This window comes from Micromonospora yasonensis, from assembly GCF_026013475.1.
Taxonomy (GTDB): Bacteria; Actinomycetota; Actinomycetes; order Mycobacteriales; family Micromonosporaceae; genus Micromonospora; species Micromonospora yasonensis.
Map to the genome: position 1 here is coordinate 26,056 of NZ_JAPDPH010000003.1, position 19,354 is coordinate 45,409.

At 73.2% G+C, this 19,354-nt stretch carries 15 protein-coding genes; 5 read left to right on the forward strand and 10 right to left on the reverse strand.

Annotated features, from left to right (window positions below; genetic code table 11):
- Window positions 1-96: 96 nt before the first annotated feature.
- From ONA70_RS01285 to eno, 4 genes are read right to left on the reverse strand one after another with little or no spacing between them, the layout of a single operon-like run.
- Window positions 97-609 carry an amino-acid N-acetyltransferase gene (locus ONA70_RS01285; protein WP_265004429.1) on the reverse strand — a complete coding sequence of 171 codons (513 nt, stop codon included), beginning with the start codon at window positions 607-609 and terminating at the stop codon, window positions 97-99.
- Window position 610: 1 nt separating this feature from the next.
- Window positions 611-1,168: a DUF501 domain-containing protein gene (locus ONA70_RS01290; RefSeq protein ID WP_265004430.1), complete on the reverse strand. Its 558-nt coding sequence runs from the start codon at window positions 1,166-1,168 to the stop codon at window positions 611-613.
- A gap of 19 nt (window positions 1,169-1,187) precedes the next feature.
- The gene (locus ONA70_RS01295) at window positions 1,188-1,823 is read right to left on the reverse strand and encodes an FtsB family cell division protein (protein WP_265004431.1); all 636 of its coding nucleotides are present in this window, start codon (window positions 1,821-1,823) and stop codon (window positions 1,188-1,190) included.
- A 29-nt stretch (window positions 1,824-1,852) separates the two neighbouring features.
- The gene (gene eno, locus ONA70_RS01300) at window positions 1,853-3,136 is read right to left on the reverse strand and encodes a phosphopyruvate hydratase (protein WP_265004432.1); all 1,284 of its coding nucleotides are present in this window, start codon (window positions 3,134-3,136) and stop codon (window positions 1,853-1,855) included.
- A 222-nt stretch (window positions 3,137-3,358) separates the two neighbouring features.
- Between eno and ONA70_RS01305 the strand changes: the two genes are divergently transcribed.
- Together ONA70_RS01305 and nudC are read left to right on the forward strand one after the other, a co-directional pair.
- A complete protein-coding gene (locus tag ONA70_RS01305; protein ID WP_265004433.1) occupies window positions 3,359-4,051 on the forward strand; it encodes a hypothetical protein in 693 nt (230 codons plus the stop codon).
- Window positions 4,048-5,043 (forward strand): NAD(+) diphosphatase, encoded by a 996-nt coding sequence (gene nudC, locus ONA70_RS01310; protein WP_265004434.1) that lies wholly within the window; start codon window positions 4,048-4,050, stop codon window positions 5,041-5,043. The genes ONA70_RS01305 and nudC overlap by 4 nt, the downstream gene beginning before the upstream one ends.
- A gap of 20 nt (window positions 5,044-5,063) precedes the next feature.
- On the opposite strand, the gene ONA70_RS01315 is transcribed toward nudC, so the two are convergent.
- The 4 genes from ONA70_RS01315 to mfd all read right to left on the reverse strand — a co-directional run bounded on the left by ONA70_RS01315 (window position 5,064) and on the right by mfd (window position 12,445).
- Window positions 5,064-6,683 carry a DUF885 domain-containing protein gene (locus ONA70_RS01315; RefSeq protein WP_265004435.1) on the reverse strand — a complete coding sequence of 540 codons (1,620 nt, stop codon included), beginning with the start codon at window positions 6,681-6,683 and terminating at the stop codon, window positions 5,064-5,066.
- Between the two features lie 88 nt (window positions 6,684-6,771).
- Entirely contained in the window at window positions 6,772-7,776 is a 1,005-nt protein-coding gene (locus tag ONA70_RS01320) for a nucleoside triphosphate pyrophosphohydrolase (protein ID WP_265004436.1), read from the reverse strand.
- 5 nt (window positions 7,777-7,781) lie between these two features.
- Window positions 7,782-8,555 (reverse strand): SurA N-terminal domain-containing protein, encoded by a 774-nt coding sequence (locus ONA70_RS01325; RefSeq protein WP_265004437.1) that lies wholly within the window; start codon window positions 8,553-8,555, stop codon window positions 7,782-7,784.
- 224 nt (window positions 8,556-8,779) lie between these two features.
- A complete protein-coding gene (gene mfd / locus ONA70_RS01330; protein WP_265004438.1) occupies window positions 8,780-12,445 on the reverse strand; it encodes a transcription-repair coupling factor in 3,666 nt (1,221 codons plus the stop codon).
- A 363-nt stretch (window positions 12,446-12,808) separates the two neighbouring features.
- Here mfd and ONA70_RS01335 point away from each other — a divergent pair, with 363 nt between their 5' ends.
- On the forward strand, window positions 12,809-13,720 hold the full coding sequence (locus ONA70_RS01335; RefSeq protein ID WP_265004439.1) for a cyclase family protein: 912 nt from the start codon (window positions 12,809-12,811) through the stop codon (window positions 13,718-13,720).
- A 37-nt stretch (window positions 13,721-13,757) separates the two neighbouring features.
- On the opposite strand, the gene ONA70_RS01340 is transcribed toward ONA70_RS01335, so the two are convergent.
- Window positions 13,758-13,991, reverse strand: a complete 234-nt coding sequence (locus tag ONA70_RS01340; protein WP_265004440.1) for a hypothetical protein — start codon at window positions 13,989-13,991, stop codon at window positions 13,758-13,760.
- A 453-nt stretch (window positions 13,992-14,444) separates the two neighbouring features.
- On the opposite strand from ONA70_RS01340, the gene ONA70_RS01345 reads away from it, so the two are divergent.
- Together ONA70_RS01345 and ppc are read left to right on the forward strand one after the other, a co-directional pair.
- Entirely contained in the window at window positions 14,445-15,500 is a 1,056-nt protein-coding gene (locus ONA70_RS01345; protein ID WP_265004441.1) for a hypothetical protein, read from the forward strand.
- Window positions 15,501-15,624: 124 nt separating this feature from the next.
- Window positions 15,625-18,411: a phosphoenolpyruvate carboxylase gene (gene ppc / locus ONA70_RS01350; RefSeq protein ID WP_265004442.1), complete on the forward strand. Its 2,787-nt coding sequence runs from the start codon at window positions 15,625-15,627 to the stop codon at window positions 18,409-18,411.
- A gap of 81 nt (window positions 18,412-18,492) precedes the next feature.
- Here ppc and ONA70_RS01355 read toward each other — a convergent pair whose 3' ends face one another.
- Window positions 18,493-19,335 carry a hypothetical protein gene (locus tag ONA70_RS01355; protein WP_265004443.1) on the reverse strand — a complete coding sequence of 281 codons (843 nt, stop codon included), beginning with the start codon at window positions 19,333-19,335 and terminating at the stop codon, window positions 18,493-18,495.
- Window positions 19,336-19,354 lie beyond the last annotated feature (19 nt).

The following is a 19,354-nucleotide window of genomic DNA, read 5'->3' on the forward strand; positions in this document are numbered from 1 at the left end:
GGGGCCGCGCGGTGAGCTGACCACTCCCGGCTGCGGCACTCCGCAGCATGCCGGCCAGGCTCGCCGCAACCCGCGAGCGCCCCGGCCGGCCCACCGTCAGAGCCGCAACAGCATCCGGGTGTTGCCGAGGGTGTTCGGCTTGACCCGTTCCAGGTCGAGGAACTCGGCCACACCCTCGTCGTACGAGCGCAGCAACTGCTCGTAGACCGGCTGTGGCACCGGCGCGCCGTCGATCTCGCGGAAGCCGAACGAGCCGAAGAAGCGGGTCTCGAAGGTCAGCACGAAGATCCGGGCCACGCCCAGCTCGCGCGCCGCGTCGATCAGCTCGCCGACGATTCGGTGCCCGATCTTGCGGCCCCGGATGGCCGGGTCGACCGCCACCGTGCGGATCTCGGCCAGGTCCTCCCACATCACGTGCAGCGCGCCGCAGCCGACCACCCTGCCGTCCGCGGTGACCGCCACCCGGAACTCCTGCACGTCCTCGTAGAGGGTGACGGTGGCCTTGCTGAGCAGCCGCCGGTCGTCGGTGTAGGTGTCGACCAGCCGCCGGATGCCGCGTACGTCGCCGGTTCGGGCCCGGCGCACGGTGATCTCGTCGGCGGCGGTCATCTCACTCCGCCACCGGGACGTCCACGCACGGCCCGGCGGCCCACCACTTCTCGACCAGGGCCAGGGTCTCGTCGCCGAACGGGTTGACCCCCGGCCCGGCGGCCAGTGCGTGCCCGAGGTGGACGTGCAGGCACTTCACCCGGCCGGGCATGCCGCCGGCCGAGATGCCGGCGATCTCCGGTACCTGGCCGATCGCCTCCCGGCGGGCCAGGTAGTCCTCGTGCGCGGCCCGGTAGCGGGCGGCCAGCTCCGGGTCCTCGGTGAGCCGCTCGGCCATCTCCTTCATCAGCCCGGCCGACTCCAGCCGGCTGCACACCGCCGTGGCCCGGGGGCAGGTCAGGTAGAACAGCGTCGGGAAGGGCGTGCCGTCGGCCAGCCGGGGCGTCGTCTCCACCACGTCGGGCAGGCCGCACGGGCAGCGGTGGGCCACCGCCCGGGTGCCGCGCGGCGGGCGTCCGAGCTGCGCGGCCACCGCGGCCAGGTCGGCCTCGGTGGCCGGTTGCCGTTCCGGCGGGGGTACGGAGTCCGCCGCCGGGTCCTGCGGTGGTACGACGCTCACGTCTCTCGTCCTTCGGTGCTCACTTGTCGGGGCGCTCGGCGTTGGCCGCCCGTACGCTCGACCACAGGGTGTCGTACCAGGGATCGGGCGGCTTCGGCGGCCCCGCCTTCCGGTCCTTGCCGGCGTCCTTCGCGGCACCGTCCGGGTCGGAGAGCACCACCAGCAGGGTCTCGCCGGGCCGGCCCATGAAGAAGCGTTCCCGGGCCTGCGTCTCGATGTACGCCGGGTCCTTCCACTTGGCCGCCTCGGCGGTCAGTTCCTCGATCCGCTGGCGCTGGTCGGCCTGCGACGCCTCCATCCGCGCGATGTCCGCCTGCTGGTCGAGATAGACCCGGACCGGATAGGTGTACGCCAGGGCGAGCGCGATGAGCACCGCGAAGAGCACGGTGGCACGCCCGGTGAAGCGCCGGGGTTGGGGTGCGGTGAGTCGCTTGACCGTGCCACCGGCCGCCGTACGCCGGGCCGCGGCCGGACGGCTCGCGGAGCGTACGCCGTCGGTGGCCCGGGCCGCGCCCGGCGACCGGCCGGCGGCCCGCGGCTCGGCGCGGACGCCGCCGTCGCGGACCGATGGCCGGGACCGCGCCCCGGCCGGCCGGCCGGCCTGACCCGGCCGACGGGCGGGACGTTGACCACCCGGTGTGCGGCGCTGCTGCATCGTCACACCCCTCCCCCGGAGCTTGTGGCTCAGGCCGAACGGTAGCGCGGGAACGCGCCCGCGCCGGCGTACCGCGCCGCGTCGGCCAGCTCCTCCTCGATCCGCAGGAGCTGGTTGTACTTGGCGACCCGGTCGGACCGGGCCGGGGCGCCGGTCTTGATCTGGCCGCAGCCGGTGGCCACCGCCAGGTCGGCGATGGTGGTGTCCTCGGTCTCGCCCGAGCGGTGGCTCATCATGCACCTGAAGCCGGCTCGGTGGGCCAGGTCCACCGCGTCCAGGGTCTCGGTGAGCGAGCCGATCTGGTTGACCTTCACCAGCACCGCGTTGGCGGCCTTCTCGGTGATGCCCCGGGCGATGCGCTGCGGGTTGGTGACGAAGAGGTCGTCGCCGACGATCTGGATCCGGTCGCCGAGCGCCGCGGTCAGGGTGGCCCAGCCGCTCCAGTCGTCCTCGGACAGCGGGTCCTCGATGGAGACGATCGGGTAGTCGCCGACGAGCTTGGTGTAGTAGTTGCTCATCTCCTCGGCGGTCTTCGCGCTGCCCTCGAAGGTGTAGGTGCCGTTGTCGAAGAACTCGGTGGCGGCGACATCGAGGGCGAAGACGATGTCGCTGCCGAGCCGGTAGCCCGCCTTCTCCACCGCCTCGGCGATCAGGTCCAGCGCGGCGGCGTTGGTGGGCAGGTTCGGCGCGAAGCCGCCCTCGTCACCGAGCCCGGTCGACAGGTCCTTCTTCTTCAGCACCGACTTCAGCGCGTGGTAGACCTCGGCGCCGGAGCGGAGCGCGTCCCGGAAGGTGGGCGCGCCGATCGGCGCGATCATGAACTCCTGGATGTCGACGTTCGAGTCGGCGTGCGCGCCGCCGTTGAGGATGTTCATCATCGGGACCGGCAGCAGGTGCGCGTTCGGGCCGCCGAGGTAACGGAAGAGGCTCAGCTCGGCGCTGCCGGCGGCGGCCTTGGCCACGGCCAGCGAGACCCCGAGGATGGCGTTGGCGCCCAGCTCGGCCTTGTTGTCCGTACCGTCGATGTCGATCATCTTCTGGTCGATCAGCCGCTGCTCGCTGGCCTCGTACCCGATGAGCTGGTCGACGATCTTGTCCTCGATGTTGGCGACCGCCTTCTCGACACCCTTGCCCTGGTAGCGGTCCTTGTCACCGTCGCGCAGCTCGATCGCCTCGAAGGCGCCGGTGGAGGCGCCGGACGGCACCGCGGCACGGGCGATCGTGCCATCGTCGAGCCCGACCTCGACCTCGACCGTCGGGTTGCCCCGCGAGTCCAGGATCTCCCGGGCGACGATTCCCTCGATGGTTGCCACTGAGTCGCTCCTCGTTTGTGTGTTCCGGTCCGGTATGGGCCGCGACGGTGCGGCTGAGGCAGGTGTTGAACGCAGCGTATCGGTCGACGCTCGAGCGCACGTCGTACGGGGCGCACCCGACTCCTCCGCCAGACGGCGATTCGGCCGGACATTCCCGGATTCTCGGGCCTCAACCGGCAACCGGTTTGCGAGAGGTTGTGTGTATCGACAAGGCTGGGCACCATGCCCGCCGCCTCGACGACTCTCCGCGTGCTCGCCGCCTCGGTCATCACGTCGCTCTCGGTCACCGGCTGCCAGTCCATGGACGACGCCGGGGCCGCGCTCGGGCGAGCCGATCTGGTGAACGACCTCGCCGCCCGGATGGACCGGTCGCTGGAGCAGACCTGGGCCGCCGACTACCAGCTCGCCGGCGGCCGGAGCGCGTCGATCGCGCAGACCACGGAACCGCTGCAGTCGTCGTACACCTGGCCGGACGGCAAGATCACAGTGACCCAGCAGGCGGTGACCCGGTGCGCCAACGCCGCCGGGCGTACCTCCTGCACCGTGTCGCCACCCGTGCTGACCGCCGGCAAGCCGTCCGTGATCGTCTACACCGAGGCCCGCAAGCACGGCCTGGTCACCCCGCCGGCGGTGATCCGGCTACTCACCGACGCCGCCTTCGATCCCGAGGCGGACATCAAGCAGAGCGACACCACGCTGGCCGGGCACCACGCCACCTGCGTCGATGTGACCCGTTCCGGGGAGCGCTTCACCGCCTGCGTCACCACCGAGGGCGTGCTGGGCAGCTTCGCCGGCACCCTGGACGGCAAGCCGGCGGAGCTCACGCTGAACCGCTACACCGACACGGTCGAGTCGGCCGCGTTCGCCGTACCGCCCGGGGCGGGCGTGGTCGACCGCCGCTCGACCACGTCGTGACGACCGACCCCACCGGGTCGGGCGACACCGGGCCGGCCCGGGCGGCCCCGGACGGCCGGGCCGCCGTCGACCGCCGGGCCGGCGTGAAAGGCCGGGCCGCCGTCGACGGCCGAGCCGCCGTATACGGCCGGGCCACGTCGGACGGCCGAGCCGGCTCGGACGGCCGGAGCGGCTTCGTCCCGGGCGCCGACCGGAGCCGACCGCCAGCACCCGGTGACCTGGCCCTGCCGGTGGCCGGGCGCAAGCTGCTGACCGGACCGGGCGGCGCGCTACCCCGGATCGGGGAGCTGCCGGCCGACCTCGACTGGGTGCCGATCGGCACGCTCGACGGGACCCCGGCCTGGGCGGTCGAGGTGGCCGATCCCGAGACGCTGACCGGCCACTGGCGGGGCTGGCGGAGCCTCGCCACCGAGCTGCCGGGGCCGCTGGCCGACCTGGCCGGAAGGGCCCTCGCCGTGGTGACCTGGCGGCGTACGCACCGGTGGTGCGGGGCCTGCCGGACGGAACTGGCCGAGGTGCCGGGCGAGACCGCGCGGCGCTGCCCGGGCTGCGGGCTGACCGTGTTCGTACCGCTCTCCGTCGCGGTGCTGGTGGCGATCACCCGCCCGGGCCGGGCCGGCGGCCCCGACGAGCTGCTCCTGGTCCGGCACGCGTACGGGCCGACCGAGCTGTGGGCGCTGGTGGCCGGCTTCGTCGAGGCCGGCGAATCGCTGGAGGCGGCCGCCCACCGGGAGGTAGGCGAGGAGGTCGGGCTGACCATCGGGCGGCCCCGGTACGTCGACAGCCAGCCCTGGGCGATGTCCGGCCCGGGAACCCTGCTGGCCGGCTTCACCGCCACGGTCACCGACCCGGACGCCGAGCCGGTGGCCGACCCGAGGGAGCTGACCGAGGCGCGCTGGTTCCCGGTGGACGCGCTGCCGGCGGAGCTGCCGCCGGCGTACTCCATCTCGCGCTGGCTGATCGACCTGGTCGCGCCTCGCACGCGGGGCTAGGTGTTAATAGAGGGCCCTTGCTACACGCCCAACAGCGTCCGTAGGTGGCGGGGCGGCGGGCAGTCGTGCGCCAGCATCGCGTCGTGCCAGTCGCGTACCGACACGCCGTCGGGGCGGGCGCGGGCGATGTCGGCCATCTCGCTGTAGCCGACGAAGTAGGTGGACAGCTGGGTGGAGGTGAGCAGCGCCCGCCGCCACTTGCCGGCCGCCTCGCCCTCCTCCTGGAAGCCGCGCCCCGTCATCAGCGCCATCGCCTCCGCCTCGGGCAGGTCCTCGCAGTGGACCAGCTGGTCGAGCAGCGCGTTGATGGTCATCCGGAGCTGCATCTTGAGCTGCTGGAGCCGGACCGGCAGGCCGCCGAAGCCGCGCTCGACCATCAGCTCCTCGGTGAGCACCGCCCAGCCCTCGATGAACACCCCCGACTCGGTCAGCGCCCGGACCCGGGTCGGGCCGGCGTACCGGCGGGCGTGGGCGAGCTGGAGGAAGTGACCGGGCATCGCCTCGTGCACGGTCAGGTTCCGGATCATGTGGTCGTTGTACTCCCGGTAGAACGACTCGACGCGGTGCGCGGGCCAGTCCGTGGGGGTGGGCGCGATGCAGTAGAAGGTCGGCACGTTCGCGGTCTCCAGCGGGCCGGGCGAGTCGCAGTAGGCCACCGCCACCCCGCGCGCGAACTCCGGCATCTCCTGGATCACACACGGATCGTCGACCAGGCTGACCAGGTCGTGCGTGCGGACGAAGTCGGTAGCCTCGTCGAGGGTGACCGAGGCGAGGTCCACGATGGTGGCGTTGTCCGGGTGCTCGGCGGCAAGCAGGCCCAGCGCCCGGCGTACCGTCTCGTCGTCGCCCGGGCCGCCGACCAGCTCGACGGCCGCCGCGCGGATCTCGGCGGTGACCCGCTCCAGGTTGTCCCAGGCCCGGCGCTGGATCTCGGCGGCGCTCAGCTCCGTGTCGAGGGTGTGCCAGAGCCGCGCCTCCCAGCGCCGCCGGCCCAGCCGGGGGTCGCGCCCCGGGCCGGCGTCGGCGGACAGCCCGATCCGCAGCCAGGCCACGAACTCTTCGATGGCGGCGATCGCCGCGGTGGCCGCCGGCTCGACCCGGTCGTACAGCGCGGGCGCCTGGGCGAGCAGCGCCGGCACCTCGTCGCGGATCAGCGCCGCCGTTCCGGTGAACTGCCCGACCGCCGTCTCGGCGTGAATCCGGGGCATGTCGCGCAGCGTCGCGCGGGCGGTGGCCAGAGCGTCCGGTACGGCGGCGAGCCGGCCGGCGAGGCTCTCGAGCCGCACCTCGGCGGGGGCGAACGGGCGGGCCAGCAGGGCGTGCAGCAGCGGGCCGGGGTTGTGCCGCAGCGGGTCCCACTCGTGCGCGCGGATCTCGGTCGCCTCGAACAGCCCCCGGTCGACCAGGCTGCTCAGCAGCGCGTGGTCGACCCGCTCCTCGACGTCGAGCGAGTCCGGGTCGATCTCGGAGAGCGCGTCGGCCGCATCCTTGAGCATCGCCTGGTCGGCGGCGAGGGCGTCGGCGGAGAGGTCGGGCAGCCGGTCGTCGTACCGGTGGTCCCCGGCGGACGTGGCCAGCCCCGGCCGGCTCTCCAGCAACGCCTCCACGATCCGCTCCGCGAGCGGCACGAACGACTCCATACGCACGACCCTACCGATCTTCCCGGCTTTCCGGTTGATCAAGGAGTTTGCGTCGGCCGGGCGGCTCTTCCCGACGCGAACTCCTTGGTCAACTCGGCTGGTCGGGGGTGGGGATGGGGCGGGCGGCGCGTTCGGCGGCGCGGACGGCGTCCCCGTACGCGAGGGTGGCACGGCGCAGGGCGGCTTCGGGGTCGATGCCGGCCTGCCGGGCGGCGGCCACCGTCGCCAGGAGGCCGGCGCCCAGCCGGGCCTCCGGGTCCACCTGGGACTCGGCCAGCGGAGGCGGCACGGCCAGGCCGATCCGGCCGGCCCGGTCCAGGACCTTCGCGGCCAGCGACAGCGCCGGCTGGCTCATCGCGATGCCGTCGAGTACCGACTCGCGCGTCTTCTCGGCCCGCTTGATCCGCTCCCAGTTCGCCTCGATCTCCTCCAGCGAACCGGCCCGCTCGCCGGAGAAGACGTGCGGGTTGCGGCGGACCATCTTGTCGACCAGGCCGCCGGCCACATCGTCGACCGTCCAGCGCTTCCCCTCCGGCAGCTCCTCGGCGAGCCGGGCGTGCAGCAGCACCTGGAGCAGCACGTCGCCCAGTTCCTCGCGGAGCGCGTCGGTGTCGTCGGCGCTGATCGCGTCGTACGCCTCGTAGCACTCCTCAAGCAGGAAACCGGCGAGGCTGCGGTGGGTCTGCGCCCGCTTCCACGGGTCGCCGCCGGGAGAGGCGAGCCGGTCCATCACCTCGACCGCGTCGAGCAACCGGGCGCCCGGCGGATCCCAGGAGCCGTACATCAGCTCCAGCTCGGCCAGGCCCGGCTCGCGGGCCAGCCGCAGCCCCAGCTCCCGGGCGAGAGCCTCGTCGCCGGTCGGCCCGGCCAGCCAGACCGCCGTGCCGCGTGCCGCCGCGGCGTCGAGCAGCGCCTGCGTCGCGCCCTCGGCCGCCAGAGTGACCTCGGCACCCGCCGTCCGGACCACCGCGGTCAACTCGCTCTCGGCGCCGGCCAGCACCGGCGCGGAGCGTACGACGTCCCAGGCGGCCGCGGTCAGCAGGCCGGCCGGCAGCCGGGGCGAGGTGACCAGCAGGACGATCCGGGCGATCATGCTGGTCAGGGCGCGACCGCGCCGGTGGTCTCCGGTGCCTCGGGGGTCGAGATGTCGGTGACCGGACCGTCGTGGTTGATGTACGGCAGCGAGTAGAAGACCAGCGACTGCCCGGTGCTGACCACCGACGGCACGCCAATCGGGCCGTACTTCGGGTTGATCGAGGCGTCGACCTTCTCCGCCTCCTCTCGCAGCGCGGAGCTGAGCGCGGTGGCGCTGCGCACGAACCCGCCCTCGCCGAACGCCTCCCGCACCTGGGCGACGGACAGCCCGGACTTGATCGCGCCGGTCTTGGCGATGGCGTGGTAGACGGCCATGATGGCGTCGTCGCTCAGGTCGGCCGGGGGCAGCTTCTGCTGGAGCGCGGCGGAGATGTCCACCCACTCGCCCCAGAGCTTGGCGTACTCGGCGGTGGCCGGCATCTGCAGCTGCGCCTGGAGCTGCTCCGGGGAGACCTCGTCGGGGACCTGGACGCCCTGCTCGTCCGCCAGGCGCTTGCCCAGGTCGACAGCGATCAGCAGGTTCAGCACGTCCTGGCGGGTCACCGCGGAGCGCAACTCCTCCGGCGCCGGCGTGGCGCCGGTCTGCGCCCCCTGGGTCCGGACCGCGTCGGCGTACTGCGCCTGGGCGTCGTCGTAGATCTCGTCCACCCGGTCGACCGAGTACCTGGTGTCCCCGACGTAGGCGGCGACACTCGGGGCGGACCGGCCGCAGGCGGCGAGGGAGAGCACAGCGAGGGCCGCCACACTGGCGGTGGCGATGAGACGGCGAGCACGCATGACGGCCACTCTCTCATGCCCGCCACGCTGTTGTGACGCCGCCCACCCCGCTGGCCTCACCCGGCCCCCGCCCCGGCCGGCTGCGCGACCGCCGGCTCGCCGTGTCACCTTCCGCTCGCCACTGCGGGGCTGGCAGAACCGGCCAGCTCCTCGGGCTCGCCGTGTCACCTTCCGCTCGCCACTGCGGGGCTGGCAGAACCGGCCAGCTCCTCGGGCTCGCCGTGTCACCTTCCGCTCGCCACTGCGGGGCTGGCAGAACCGGCCAGCTCCTCGGGCTCGCCCAGCACGTCGCTGAGGAGCTGGGCGCACCACTCCAGCAGCGCCTGGTCGCGCAGCGGCTCGCCGCCGACCCGGCGGGTGCTCGGCCGAGGCACGCTGACCTGGTCGAGCGCCTGCTTGTAGACCGAGTCCGGGTGGTAGCGCTTCAGCCGCAGCTGCTTCGAGTCGGGCAGCGGCAGCGGGCTGAACCGGATGTGCTTGCCCTGCATCGACACGTCGGTGAGGCCGTACCGGCGAGCGAGCAACCGGAACCGGGCCACCGCGACCAGGTTCTGCACCGGCGCGGGCGGCTCGCCGTACCGGTCGGTCATCTCGGCGACCACCTCGCGCAGCCGCTCCTCGTCGCGGGCCTCGGCGAGTTTGCGGTACATCTCCAGGCGCAGCCGCTCCACGCCGACGTAGTCGTGCGGCAGGTGCGCGTCGACCGGAAGATCAATCCGGACCTCGGCCGCCATGCCGTCGGACTCCGGGTGCTCGCCCTTGAAGGCGGAGACCGCCTCGCCGACCATCCGGACGTACAGGTCGAAGCCGACGCCCTCGATGTGGCCGGACTGCTCGCCGCCGAGCAGGTTGCCGGCGCCCCGGATCTCCAGGTCCTTCATCGCCACGTACATGCCGGCGCCCAGCTCGGTGTGCTGGGCGATGGTGGCCAGCCGCTCGTGCGCGTTCTCGGTGAGCGGCTTGTCCGGCGGGTAGAGGAAGTACGCGTACGCCCGCTCCCGGCCACGGCCCACCCGGCCCCGGATCTGGTGCAGCTGGGCCAGGCCCAGCAGGTCGGCCCGCTCCACGATCAGCGTGTTGGCGTTCGGGATGTCGATGCCGGACTCCACGATCGTGGTGCAGACCAGGACGTCGAACTCCTTCTCCCAGAAGCCGACCATCACCTTCTCGAGCGCTTCCTCGCTCATCTGGCCGTGCGCCACCGCGACCCTGGCCTCGGGCACCAGCTCGCGGATCCGCCGGGCCGCCCGCTCGATCGACTCGACCCGGTTGTGCAGGTAGAACACCTGCCCGTCGCGGAGCAGCTCGCGATGGATGGCGGCGGCCACCTGCCGGTCGTCGTACGCCCCGACGGCGGTGAGCACCGGGTGCCGCTCCTCCGGCGGGGTGGCGATGGTGGACATCTCCCGGATGCCGGTGATCGCCATCTCCAGGGTGCGCGGGATCGGGGTGGCCGACATGGCCAGCACGTCGACCGACGCGCGCAGGGTCTTCAGGTGCTCCTTGTGCTCGACGCCGAAGCGCTGCTCCTCGTCGATGATGACGAGGCCGAGCTGCTTGAACCGGGTGGCGGCCTGGAGCAGCCGGTGGGTGCCGATCACGATGTCGGCGGTGCCGTCGGCGACCATCGCCAGGGTCTGCTCGGCCTCCTTCGGCGTCTGGAACCGGGAGAGCTGCCCGAGGGTGATCGGGAACTGGCTCATCCGCTCGGCGAAGGTGTTGTAGTGCTGCTGCACCAGCAGGGTGGTGGGCACCAGCACGGCCACCTGCTTGCCGTCCTGCACCGCCTTGAACGCGGCCCGGACCGCGATCTCGGTCTTGCCGTACCCGACGTCGCCGCAGATCAGCCGGTCCATCGGGACTGTCTGCTCCATGTCCCGCTTGACCTCCTCGATGGCGGCGAGCTGGTCCGGCGTCTCCTGCCAGGGGAAGGCGTCCTCCAGCTCCCGCTGCCAGGGGGTGTCCGGGCCGAAGTTGTGCCCCTTGGAGGCCTTGCGAGCGGCGTAGAGCTGGATGAGCTGCGCGGCGATCTCGCGGACCGCCTTGCGGGCCCTGGCCTTGGACTTCTGCCAGTCCGAGCCGCCCATCTTGTGCAGGGTGGGCTGCTCACCGCCGACGTAACGGGAGAGCTGGTCGAGCTGGTCGGTGGGGACGAAGAGCCGGTCGCCGGGCTGGCCGCGCTTGCTCGGCGCGTACTCGATGACCAGGTATTCCCGGGAGGCGCCGTTGACGGTGCGCTGCACCAGCTCGACGTACCGGCCGATGCCGTGCTGCTCGTGCACGACGTGGTCGCCGGCCCGCAGCTCGAGCGGGTCGATGGTGTTGCGCCGGCGGCTGGGCAGCTTGCGCATGTCCCGGGTGGAGGTGCCCCGGCCGCCGGTGACGTCGTTGCCGGTGAGCAGCACGAACCGGGACGCCTCGTCGACGAAGCCGGCGGTCAGGCAGCCGCAGGAGACCAGCAGCTCGCCGGGGACGGGCGCGGCCGGCACGTCCTCGGTGAGCCGGGCGCCGAGGCCGGCGTCGCGGAGCACCTCGACGGCCCGCTGGGCGGGGCCGTGCCCCTCGAAGACCAGCGCGATCGACCAGCCCTCGCCGGCCCAGCGCTTGAGGTCGTCGACCACCCGGGCGGTCTCGCCGTGGTAGAGCGGGGCGGGCTGGGCGGCCAGGGTCACCGCGATCGCGTCGTCCGGGGTGACGTCGACCTCGGTCGGCTCGTCCTCCCACGGCTGTCGGGCGGGCGCGGCGTCCGCCTCCACGAGGCCGAACGGGGCCAGCGTCCACCAGGGCTGGCGGAGGGCGCGGGCGGCCGTGCGTACGTCGGCCAGGGTGCGGAAGGCGGCGGCGCCGAGGTCGATCGGGGCCTGGCCACCGACGGCGGCCGCGGCCCAGCTGGCCTGGAGGAACTCCTCGGAGGTACGGACCAGGTCGTGCGCCCGGGTGCGGATCCGCTCCGGGTCGCAGAGCAACACGTGGGTGCCGGCCGGCATGCAGTCGACCAGCAGCTCCATCGCGTCGGCGCCGATCAGCGCCGGGGCGAGCGACTCCATGCCCTCGACCGGGATGCCCTCGGCCAGCTTGTCGAGGATCTCGGCCAGCTCCGGGTGCTCGGCGGCGAGCGCCGCGGCCCGCTTCCGCACCGAGGGCGTGAGCAGCAGCTCGCGGCAGGGCGGCGCCCAGAGCTGCGCCACGCCCTCGATGGTGCGCTGGTCGGCGACTGCGAAGGTACGGATCTCCTCCACCTCGTCGCCCCAGAACTCGACCCGGGACGGGTGTTCGTCGGTGGGCGGGAAGACGTCGAGGATGCCACCGCGCACGGCGAACTCGCCCCGCTTGGTGACCAGGTCGACCCGGGCGTACGCCATCCCGGTGAGCCGCCGGGCGACCTCCTCCAGGTCCGCCTCGTCACCGGCGGCGAGCTGCACCGGCTCCAGGTCGCCGAGCCCCTTGAGCTGGGGCTGGAGCAGCGACCGGACCGGCGCGACGACCACCCGCAGTGGACCGGTCCGCCCGTGCGCGTCGGCGGACCCGGGGTGGGCCAGCCGGCGCAGCACGGCCAGCCGCCGCCCGACCGTGTCGGATCGGGGGGAGAGTCGCTCGTGCGGCAGCGTCTCCCAGGACGGGAAGACCGCCACCTGCTCCGGCGGCAGCAGGCTGCCCAGCGCGGAGGCGAGGTCGTCGGCCTCGCGGGTGGTGGCGGTCACGGCCAGCACCGGAAGCCCGGCACCCCCGGCCGGCTCGTCGGCGGCCACCGCCGCGACGGCGAACGGGCGCAGCGCGGCGGGGGCGGTGAGGTCAAGCCCGTCGACCTGCGCGGCACCGGAGCGCGCCAGGTCACGCGCCCGGGCCAGCCCGGGGTCGGCCAGGGCTGCGGAGAAGAGTCCGGTGAGCATCAGTGATCACTTCCAGGAGGTCGACGCACGGCGACGACCCCGCGTCCGGCCGGACGGGGGGTTGCACCTTCCGAGACTATCCCCCTCCCGGGACATTCCGGGCCGCAGCCACCGCCCACTCCACGCCGGCATCCCCGACCCGCCCACGCATCACGCCCGCCTCAGATTCGCGCCCCGGATTCGCACACCCCGCACCCCAAGATCCGCACAAGTTCCCGGAAAGAGTGGCCTTCCGAGCGCTCACGGCCACTCCTCCCGGGAAAGAGGGCGCCCCCGAGCGCGGCGAGCGGCGGGAGCGGGCGGTGCGGCGGTGGCGGGGAGGGATCTTGACCCTGGGTGGGCAGGCGTGGTGCGGTGAGCGGCATGGCAGGTGAGTACCGGGCGGTCTTCGATGCCGAGGTCGTCTTCGTCAACGGCGGTGGGTTGCGGACCGAGGGATTCCGGCTGGACGTCCTGGGCCCGGAGATCGACGACGCCGAACTGGCGGCGCTGTTCGTCCGGCACCTCGGGCTGCTCATGGTCGCCGACGTGCGGATCACTCACCGGACGGTCGTCGAGGAAGCGCACAAGGGTGGCCGCGGAACCCGGCCGGCCGAGGCACCACGCCGGCGGCTGGTGGAGCTGAGCCACGTGATCACCGACGGGATGGTCACGCTGCCCGGCTGGCCGGCGCCCCGGATCACCGACTGGCTGACCCGCGAGGCGTCGAAGGCGAAGTACGCCCCGGGGACGGAGTTCCATGTGGCGCAGATCGACATGATCGCCAACACCGGCACCTACCTCGACGCCCCGTCGCACCGCTGGGCGGACGGGCCGGACCTCACCGGTGTGCCGCTGGACCGGCTCGCCGACCTGCCCGGGATCGTGGTCCGGGTGCCGGAAGGCACCCGAGCGGTGGACCGACTGCTGCTGGCCCCGTACGACGTGACCGGCCGGGCGGTGCTGCTGCACACCGGGTGGGACGTGCACTTCGGCACCGACCGGTACGCCGGATCCGACGCGCCCCACCTGACCGGGGACGGTGCGGAGTGGCTGGTGGCAGCGGGCGCGGCCCTGGTCGGCATCGACTCGATCAACATCGACGACATGACCCCGGCGGCGGCCGGCGAGCGCCCGGCGCACAGCGCCCTGCTCGCCGCCGGCATCCCGGTCGTGGAGCACCTGACCGGCCTGGCCGCCCTGCCGCCGGAGGGGTTCCGGTTCACCGCCGCGCCGCCCCGGGTGACGGGCATGGGCACCTTCCCGGTCCGCGCCTTCGCCGTCGCCGACGCCTGAGCCTCGCCGATGATCTACTTCGCCTGCGAGTCGCTCATCAGTAGCGCACCGAGATCCGGCGCTCGATCGCGTCGACCCGGATCTCCCCGCCGTACGGGATGATCAGCTGCGGGTCGGTGTGGCCCAGGTCGACGTCGAAGACCACCACCGGGTCGTCGACGTAGTCCGCGAGGGCCCGGGTGATCGCCTCCCGCTGGGCCTCGCCCCAGGCCCGCCGTTCCGCCAGGGTGTGCGGCTTGTCGAAGTCCCACGCCTTGGGGCGGCCGACCACGATCGTCGGGAAACATCACCGGCTCGTTGGCCAGCGTCGCCGGGTCCCGCCAGTCGCGCGGCTGGTCGCCCCACTCGGTCGCCGGAGCCAGTTCGTACCAGCCGGAGGTGAAGAGGGCGGCGCGCAGCGAGTCGAAGGTGACCGGGTGCGGCTTGCCGGGCCGGCCGAGGTGCACCAGCACCGAGCCGCCGTGGTACGCCACCACGCCCAGTCGGTACAGGTGGTTGAGGATGTTGGTGTTGTCCGAGTAGCCGAAGTACACGTGCGGGAAGAGGCCCGGCAGCCCGGCCGAGGGCGACACCACGGCGACCCGGTCGCCCGGCTTCGGCTTGGCGGGGTATCGCAACGACGTGCCCAGACGCTATCGGCCCCCGCCACCGGATTGTTCGACCGTCTGCCCGACCTCGATCAGAACGGCACAACCCGGGCGAAGCGCCCACCTAGGCTGGCCATGTGGACGAGCAGGGGCAGGAGCTTCCGGTACGCGACTGGCTGCCGCGCGCGGCAGCGCTGCTGGTCGGCACGCTCGCCCTGGCCACCGCGTTCATCGCGGCGTACGTCGGGGCGCTGCACAAGCCGACCCCGCACGACCTTCCGGTCGGGGTGGCGCTGGGCGACCAGCGCGCGCAGGCGGTGCTGGCCGCCGTCCGTAGCCGGACCGACACGATCAAGCCCGTCGAGTACGACAACCAGGACGCCGCCCTCGACGCCCTGACCTCCCGCGAGGTCTACGCGGTGCTCCACGCCGACCCGGGCGGCGGCCTGACCCTGACCACGGCCGGTGCCAGCGCGCCCGCCGCCAAGGATCTGGTCACCCAGGTGCTCACCCAGGCCGCCCGGCAGGCCAACCTGCCGCTCCAGGTCACCGACGAGGTGCCCGCCGCCGCTGGCGACCCGCGCGGGTTGGTGCCGTTCTACCTCGCGGTCGGCCTGGTCCTCGGGGGCTACCTGGCCTCTACCGCCCTGGGCATCTCGCTCGGCACCGCACCCCGCAGCCTGCGCCGCGCCGGGCTGCGGATCGCCACCCTCGCGGTGCACTCCGTGCTGCTCGGGATAATCGGCGCGGTGCTGGTCGGGCCGGTGATGCACATCTGGGACCACCAGGTCCTGGCGGTCTTCCTGGTCGGCGCGCTCACCGTGTTCGCCGCCGGCATGGTCGCCGCGGCGGTGCAGGGGTGGCTGGGGCTGCTCGGCACCGGGCTGGTGATCCTGCTGCTGGTGGTGCTCGGCAACCCCGGCTCGGGCGGCATCTACGCCCCGGAGTTCCTGCCCGCCTTCCTGCGCGGGATGCACCGGTGGAACGTTCCCGGCCTGGCCACCGACTCGCTCAAGTCGGCGGTCTACTTCGACTGGCGGGGCGCGCGCTGGCCGTTGGTGGTACTCGGGATCTGGGCGGTGCTCGGGATCCTCGGGCTGGTCACCGCGGCGATCTTCCGGGCGCACCGGCGCGCCGCGCCTGCCGCGCGTGCCCGGCCGGCCGCACCGGGGAGACCGGTGGCCGATGGCTGAGCCGGTCGATCCGTCCCGGAGTGCAGATCATCACCCGGTCCCCCTCCTGCCGAGGGGGCCGACGCGGATACGATCCAGGGAGTCGGACAGCGCTGTCCTTCGTACTCGCGTAAGGAGCGCACCCGTGACCGACCAGCACGACCACGACGGCCCGGACGCCGCGCTGCGGGCCGACATCCGCCGCCTCGGCACCCTGCTCGGGCAGACCCTCGCCCGCCAGGAGGGCCGACCCCTGCTCGACCTGGTCGAGGAGATCCGCGCCCAGGTCCGCTCCGACGCCCCGGCCGCCGCCCAGCGTCTCGCCGGCCTCGACGTGACCACCGGGACCAAGCTGGCCCGGGCCTTCTCCACCTACTTCCACCTGGCCAACATCACCGAGCAGGTGCACCGGGCGCGCGACCTGCGCCGCCGCCGGGCCATGCACGGCGGCTGGCTGGACCAGGCGGCCAACATGATCGCCGAGCGTGGGGTGCCGGCCGAGGAGATCGCCGCCGCGGCCCGCCGGCTCGCGGTACGCCCGGTCTTCACCGCCCACCCCACCGAGGCGGCCCGTCGCTCCATCCTGTCCAAGCTGCGCGCGGTCGCCGACGAGCTGGACACCGAAACGGCCAACGCCATCCTCTACGGAGCCAGCGACGAGGGCCCGGCCAACCGGCGCCTGGCCGAACTGCTGGACCTGATGTGGCAGACCGACGAGCTGCGGCTGGACCGGCCGGACCCGACCGACGAGGCCCGCAACGCCATCTACTACCTGCGTGACCTGTACGCCGAGGCCGCCCCGCAGGTGCTCGACGACCTCGCCGACACGCTGCGCACCCTGGGCGTGGAGACCTCACCGACCGCCCGCCCGCTGACCTTCGGCACCTGGATCGGCGGTGACCGCGACGGCAACCCGTTCGTCACCCCGACGGTCACCCGCGAGGTGCTGCGGATCCAGCACGAGCACGGCATCGAGGCCACCGAGAAGGCGATGGACGCCCTCATCAACGAGGTCTCCGTGTCCCGCCGACTGCGCGCGGTCTCGCTCGACCTGTCCGCCAGCCTCGCCGCCGACCTGGACGCACTGCCCGAGGTGGCGCCCCGGTTCCGGCGGGTCAACGCCGAGGAGCCGTACCGGCTCAAGGCACGCTGCGTGAAGGCGAAGCTGACCAACACCCGGGAGCGGCTGCGCACCGGCACCGCACACGTACCGGGGCGGGACTACCGCGGGTCGGCCGAGCTGATCGCCGACCTGGAGCTGCTGCGCGCCTCGCTGGCCCGCAACTCGGGGCAGCTCACCGCCGTGGGCCGGCTCGCCTCGACGATCCGTACGGTGTCCGCGTTCGGGCTGCACCTGGCGACCATGGACGTCCGCGAGCACGCCGAGAAGCACCACGAGGTGCTCGCCCAGCTGTACGCGGCGGTCGGCGAGGTGTCCGACTACCCGTCGCTGACCCGACTGGAGCGCACCAAGCTGCTCGCCGACGAGCTGGCCGGCCGGCGGCCGTTGTCCACCCAGGACACCCCGCTCACCGAGTCGGCACAGAAGACGTTCGACGTTTTCGGGGCGATCCGCGAGGCGCAGGACCGGTTCGGCACCGAGGTGATCGAGTCGTACATCATCTCGATGACCCTCGGCGTGGACGACGTGCTCGCCGCGGTGGTGCTGGCCCGCGAGGCCGGCCTGATCGACGTGCACAGCGGCCGGGCCCGGATCGGCCTCGTGCCGCTGTTGGAGACGCCGGCCGAGTTGAACGCCGGCGGTGAGCTGCTCGACGAGCTGCTGTCGTTGCCGGCGTACCGGGCGCTGGTCGCGGCCCGGGGCGACGTGCAGGAGGTGATGCTGGGCTACTCCGACTCCAACAAGGAGGCCGGCATCACCACCAGCCAGTGGTCGATCCACCGGGCCCAGCGCGCGCTGCGGGACGTGGCCGCCCGGCACGGCGTGCACCTGCGGCTGTTCCACGGCCGGGGCGGCACGGTCGGCCGGGGCGGCGGCCCCACCCACGAGGCCATCCTGGCCCAGCCGTACGGCACGCTGGACGGCGCGATCAAGGTGACCGAGCAGGGCGAGGTCATCTCCGACAAGTACACCCTCCCCGCGCTGGCCCGGGAGAACCTGGAGCTGACCGTCGCGGCGGTGCTCCAGGCGACCCTGCTGCACACCGCGCCCCGGCAGCCCGGCGAGATGCTGGAACGCTGGGACGCCACCATGGACGTGGTCTCCGAGGCGGCGTTCCGGTCCTACCGGAACTTGGTCGAGGACCCGGACCTGCCCGCGTACTTCTGGGCCTCCACCCCGACCGAGCTGCTCGGCGCGTTGAACATCGGCTCCCGCCCGGCGAAACGACCGAACACCGGCGCCGGCCTGGCCGGCCTGCGGGCCATCCCGTGGGTGTTCGGCTGGACCCAGACCCGGCAGATCGTGCCCGGCTGGTTCGGCGTCGGGTCCGGGCTGGCCGCCGCCCGGGCTGCCGGACTGGAGGACGTGCTCGCCGAGATGCACCGGAACTGGCACTTCTTCCGCACGTTCCTGTCGAACGTCGAGATGATGCTGACCAAGACCGACCTCACCATCGCCCGCCGGTACGTGGAGACGCTGGTCCCGAAGAAGCTGCACCCGATCTTCGAGAAGATCGAGCAGGAGTACGAGTTGACCAAGCAGGAGGTGCTGGCGGTCACCTCCTCGCCGGCCCTGCTGGAGAACTCGCCGGTGCTCCAGCGCACCCTCGCGGTGCGGGACACCTACCTGGAGCCGCTGCACCATCTGCAGGTGGCGCTGCTGCGCCAGTACCGGGATTCCGGTGCGGCCGGCCGGGCGGTGGCGACCGCGCCGGGCGGCCGGCGCGCGCCGAACGACGGCACGGCGCTGGAGCGCGCGCTGCTCACCACGGTCAACGGTATCGCCGCCGGCATGCGCAACACCGGCTGAGGCGTAAGGAAGGGCCCCCTGCTAACGCATTTCGCATAGCAGGGGGCCCCTTTTAACAACTGCGAGGCCCGAGCGGCGGGTTCACCAGTCGCCGCCGCCGAAGTCACCCCCACCGAAGTCGCCGCCGAAGTCACCGCCGCCGTAGTCGACGGCCCCGTAGTCCCCACCGCCGCCGTAGTCCCCGCCGGACCAGTCGCCCTGGTCGCCGGCGAACTGGTCGCCGCTGTAGTCGTTACCGCCCTGGTCGCCGTAGTCCTGGCCGTCGCCGAACCCGTCCTGGAAGCCCTCCTGGTAGCCGGCGTCGTAGCCGTACCCGGGGTCGGCGAAGGCGGGCGAGAAGAGCGCGTCGGCGATCAGCATGCCGCCGAGCACCCCGGCCCCGGCGCCGAGCGCCGTCTTCCACCAGGGCGTCGAGTACCAGCCCGCCGGCACCCGCCGGCCCTGCCAGGTGCCGCCCGGGTAGTAGTAGGGCGTGCGGTTGCCCGGCTGCGGGCCCGCGCGATAGGTCTGCCCCTGCACGTTGACCTCGCGCTCCTTGGTCAGCATCCCGGCGCCCCGGGCGGCGGCCAGCGGCGGCAGGTCGGGCCCCGGGTCGATGCCCATCGCGGTGCGCGCGGCCCGGATGTACGCCAGCCCCTCAAGCGCGGTCTCCCGGGCCAGCGCGAACTGGTGCGGGGTACGCGCCTGCTCCAGCTGGGAGCCGGCCGCGTTGTACCGCTCGCCCGCGTCGGCCAGCGCCTGGCGGACCGCCGGGGCGTCGCCGTGCAGGTTCATCAACTGGCCGCCGAGCCGCTCGTACCACCGCTGCGCCTCGGCGCGGGCGTCGGCCAGCTCGGTGGCCCTGCGCGACCTGCTGCCCCACCGCCAGAACATCAAGGCACCTCCGAGCATCAGCACCAGGACGAACCACAGCGCAACTTTCATGACTCGACGGTACCCACGG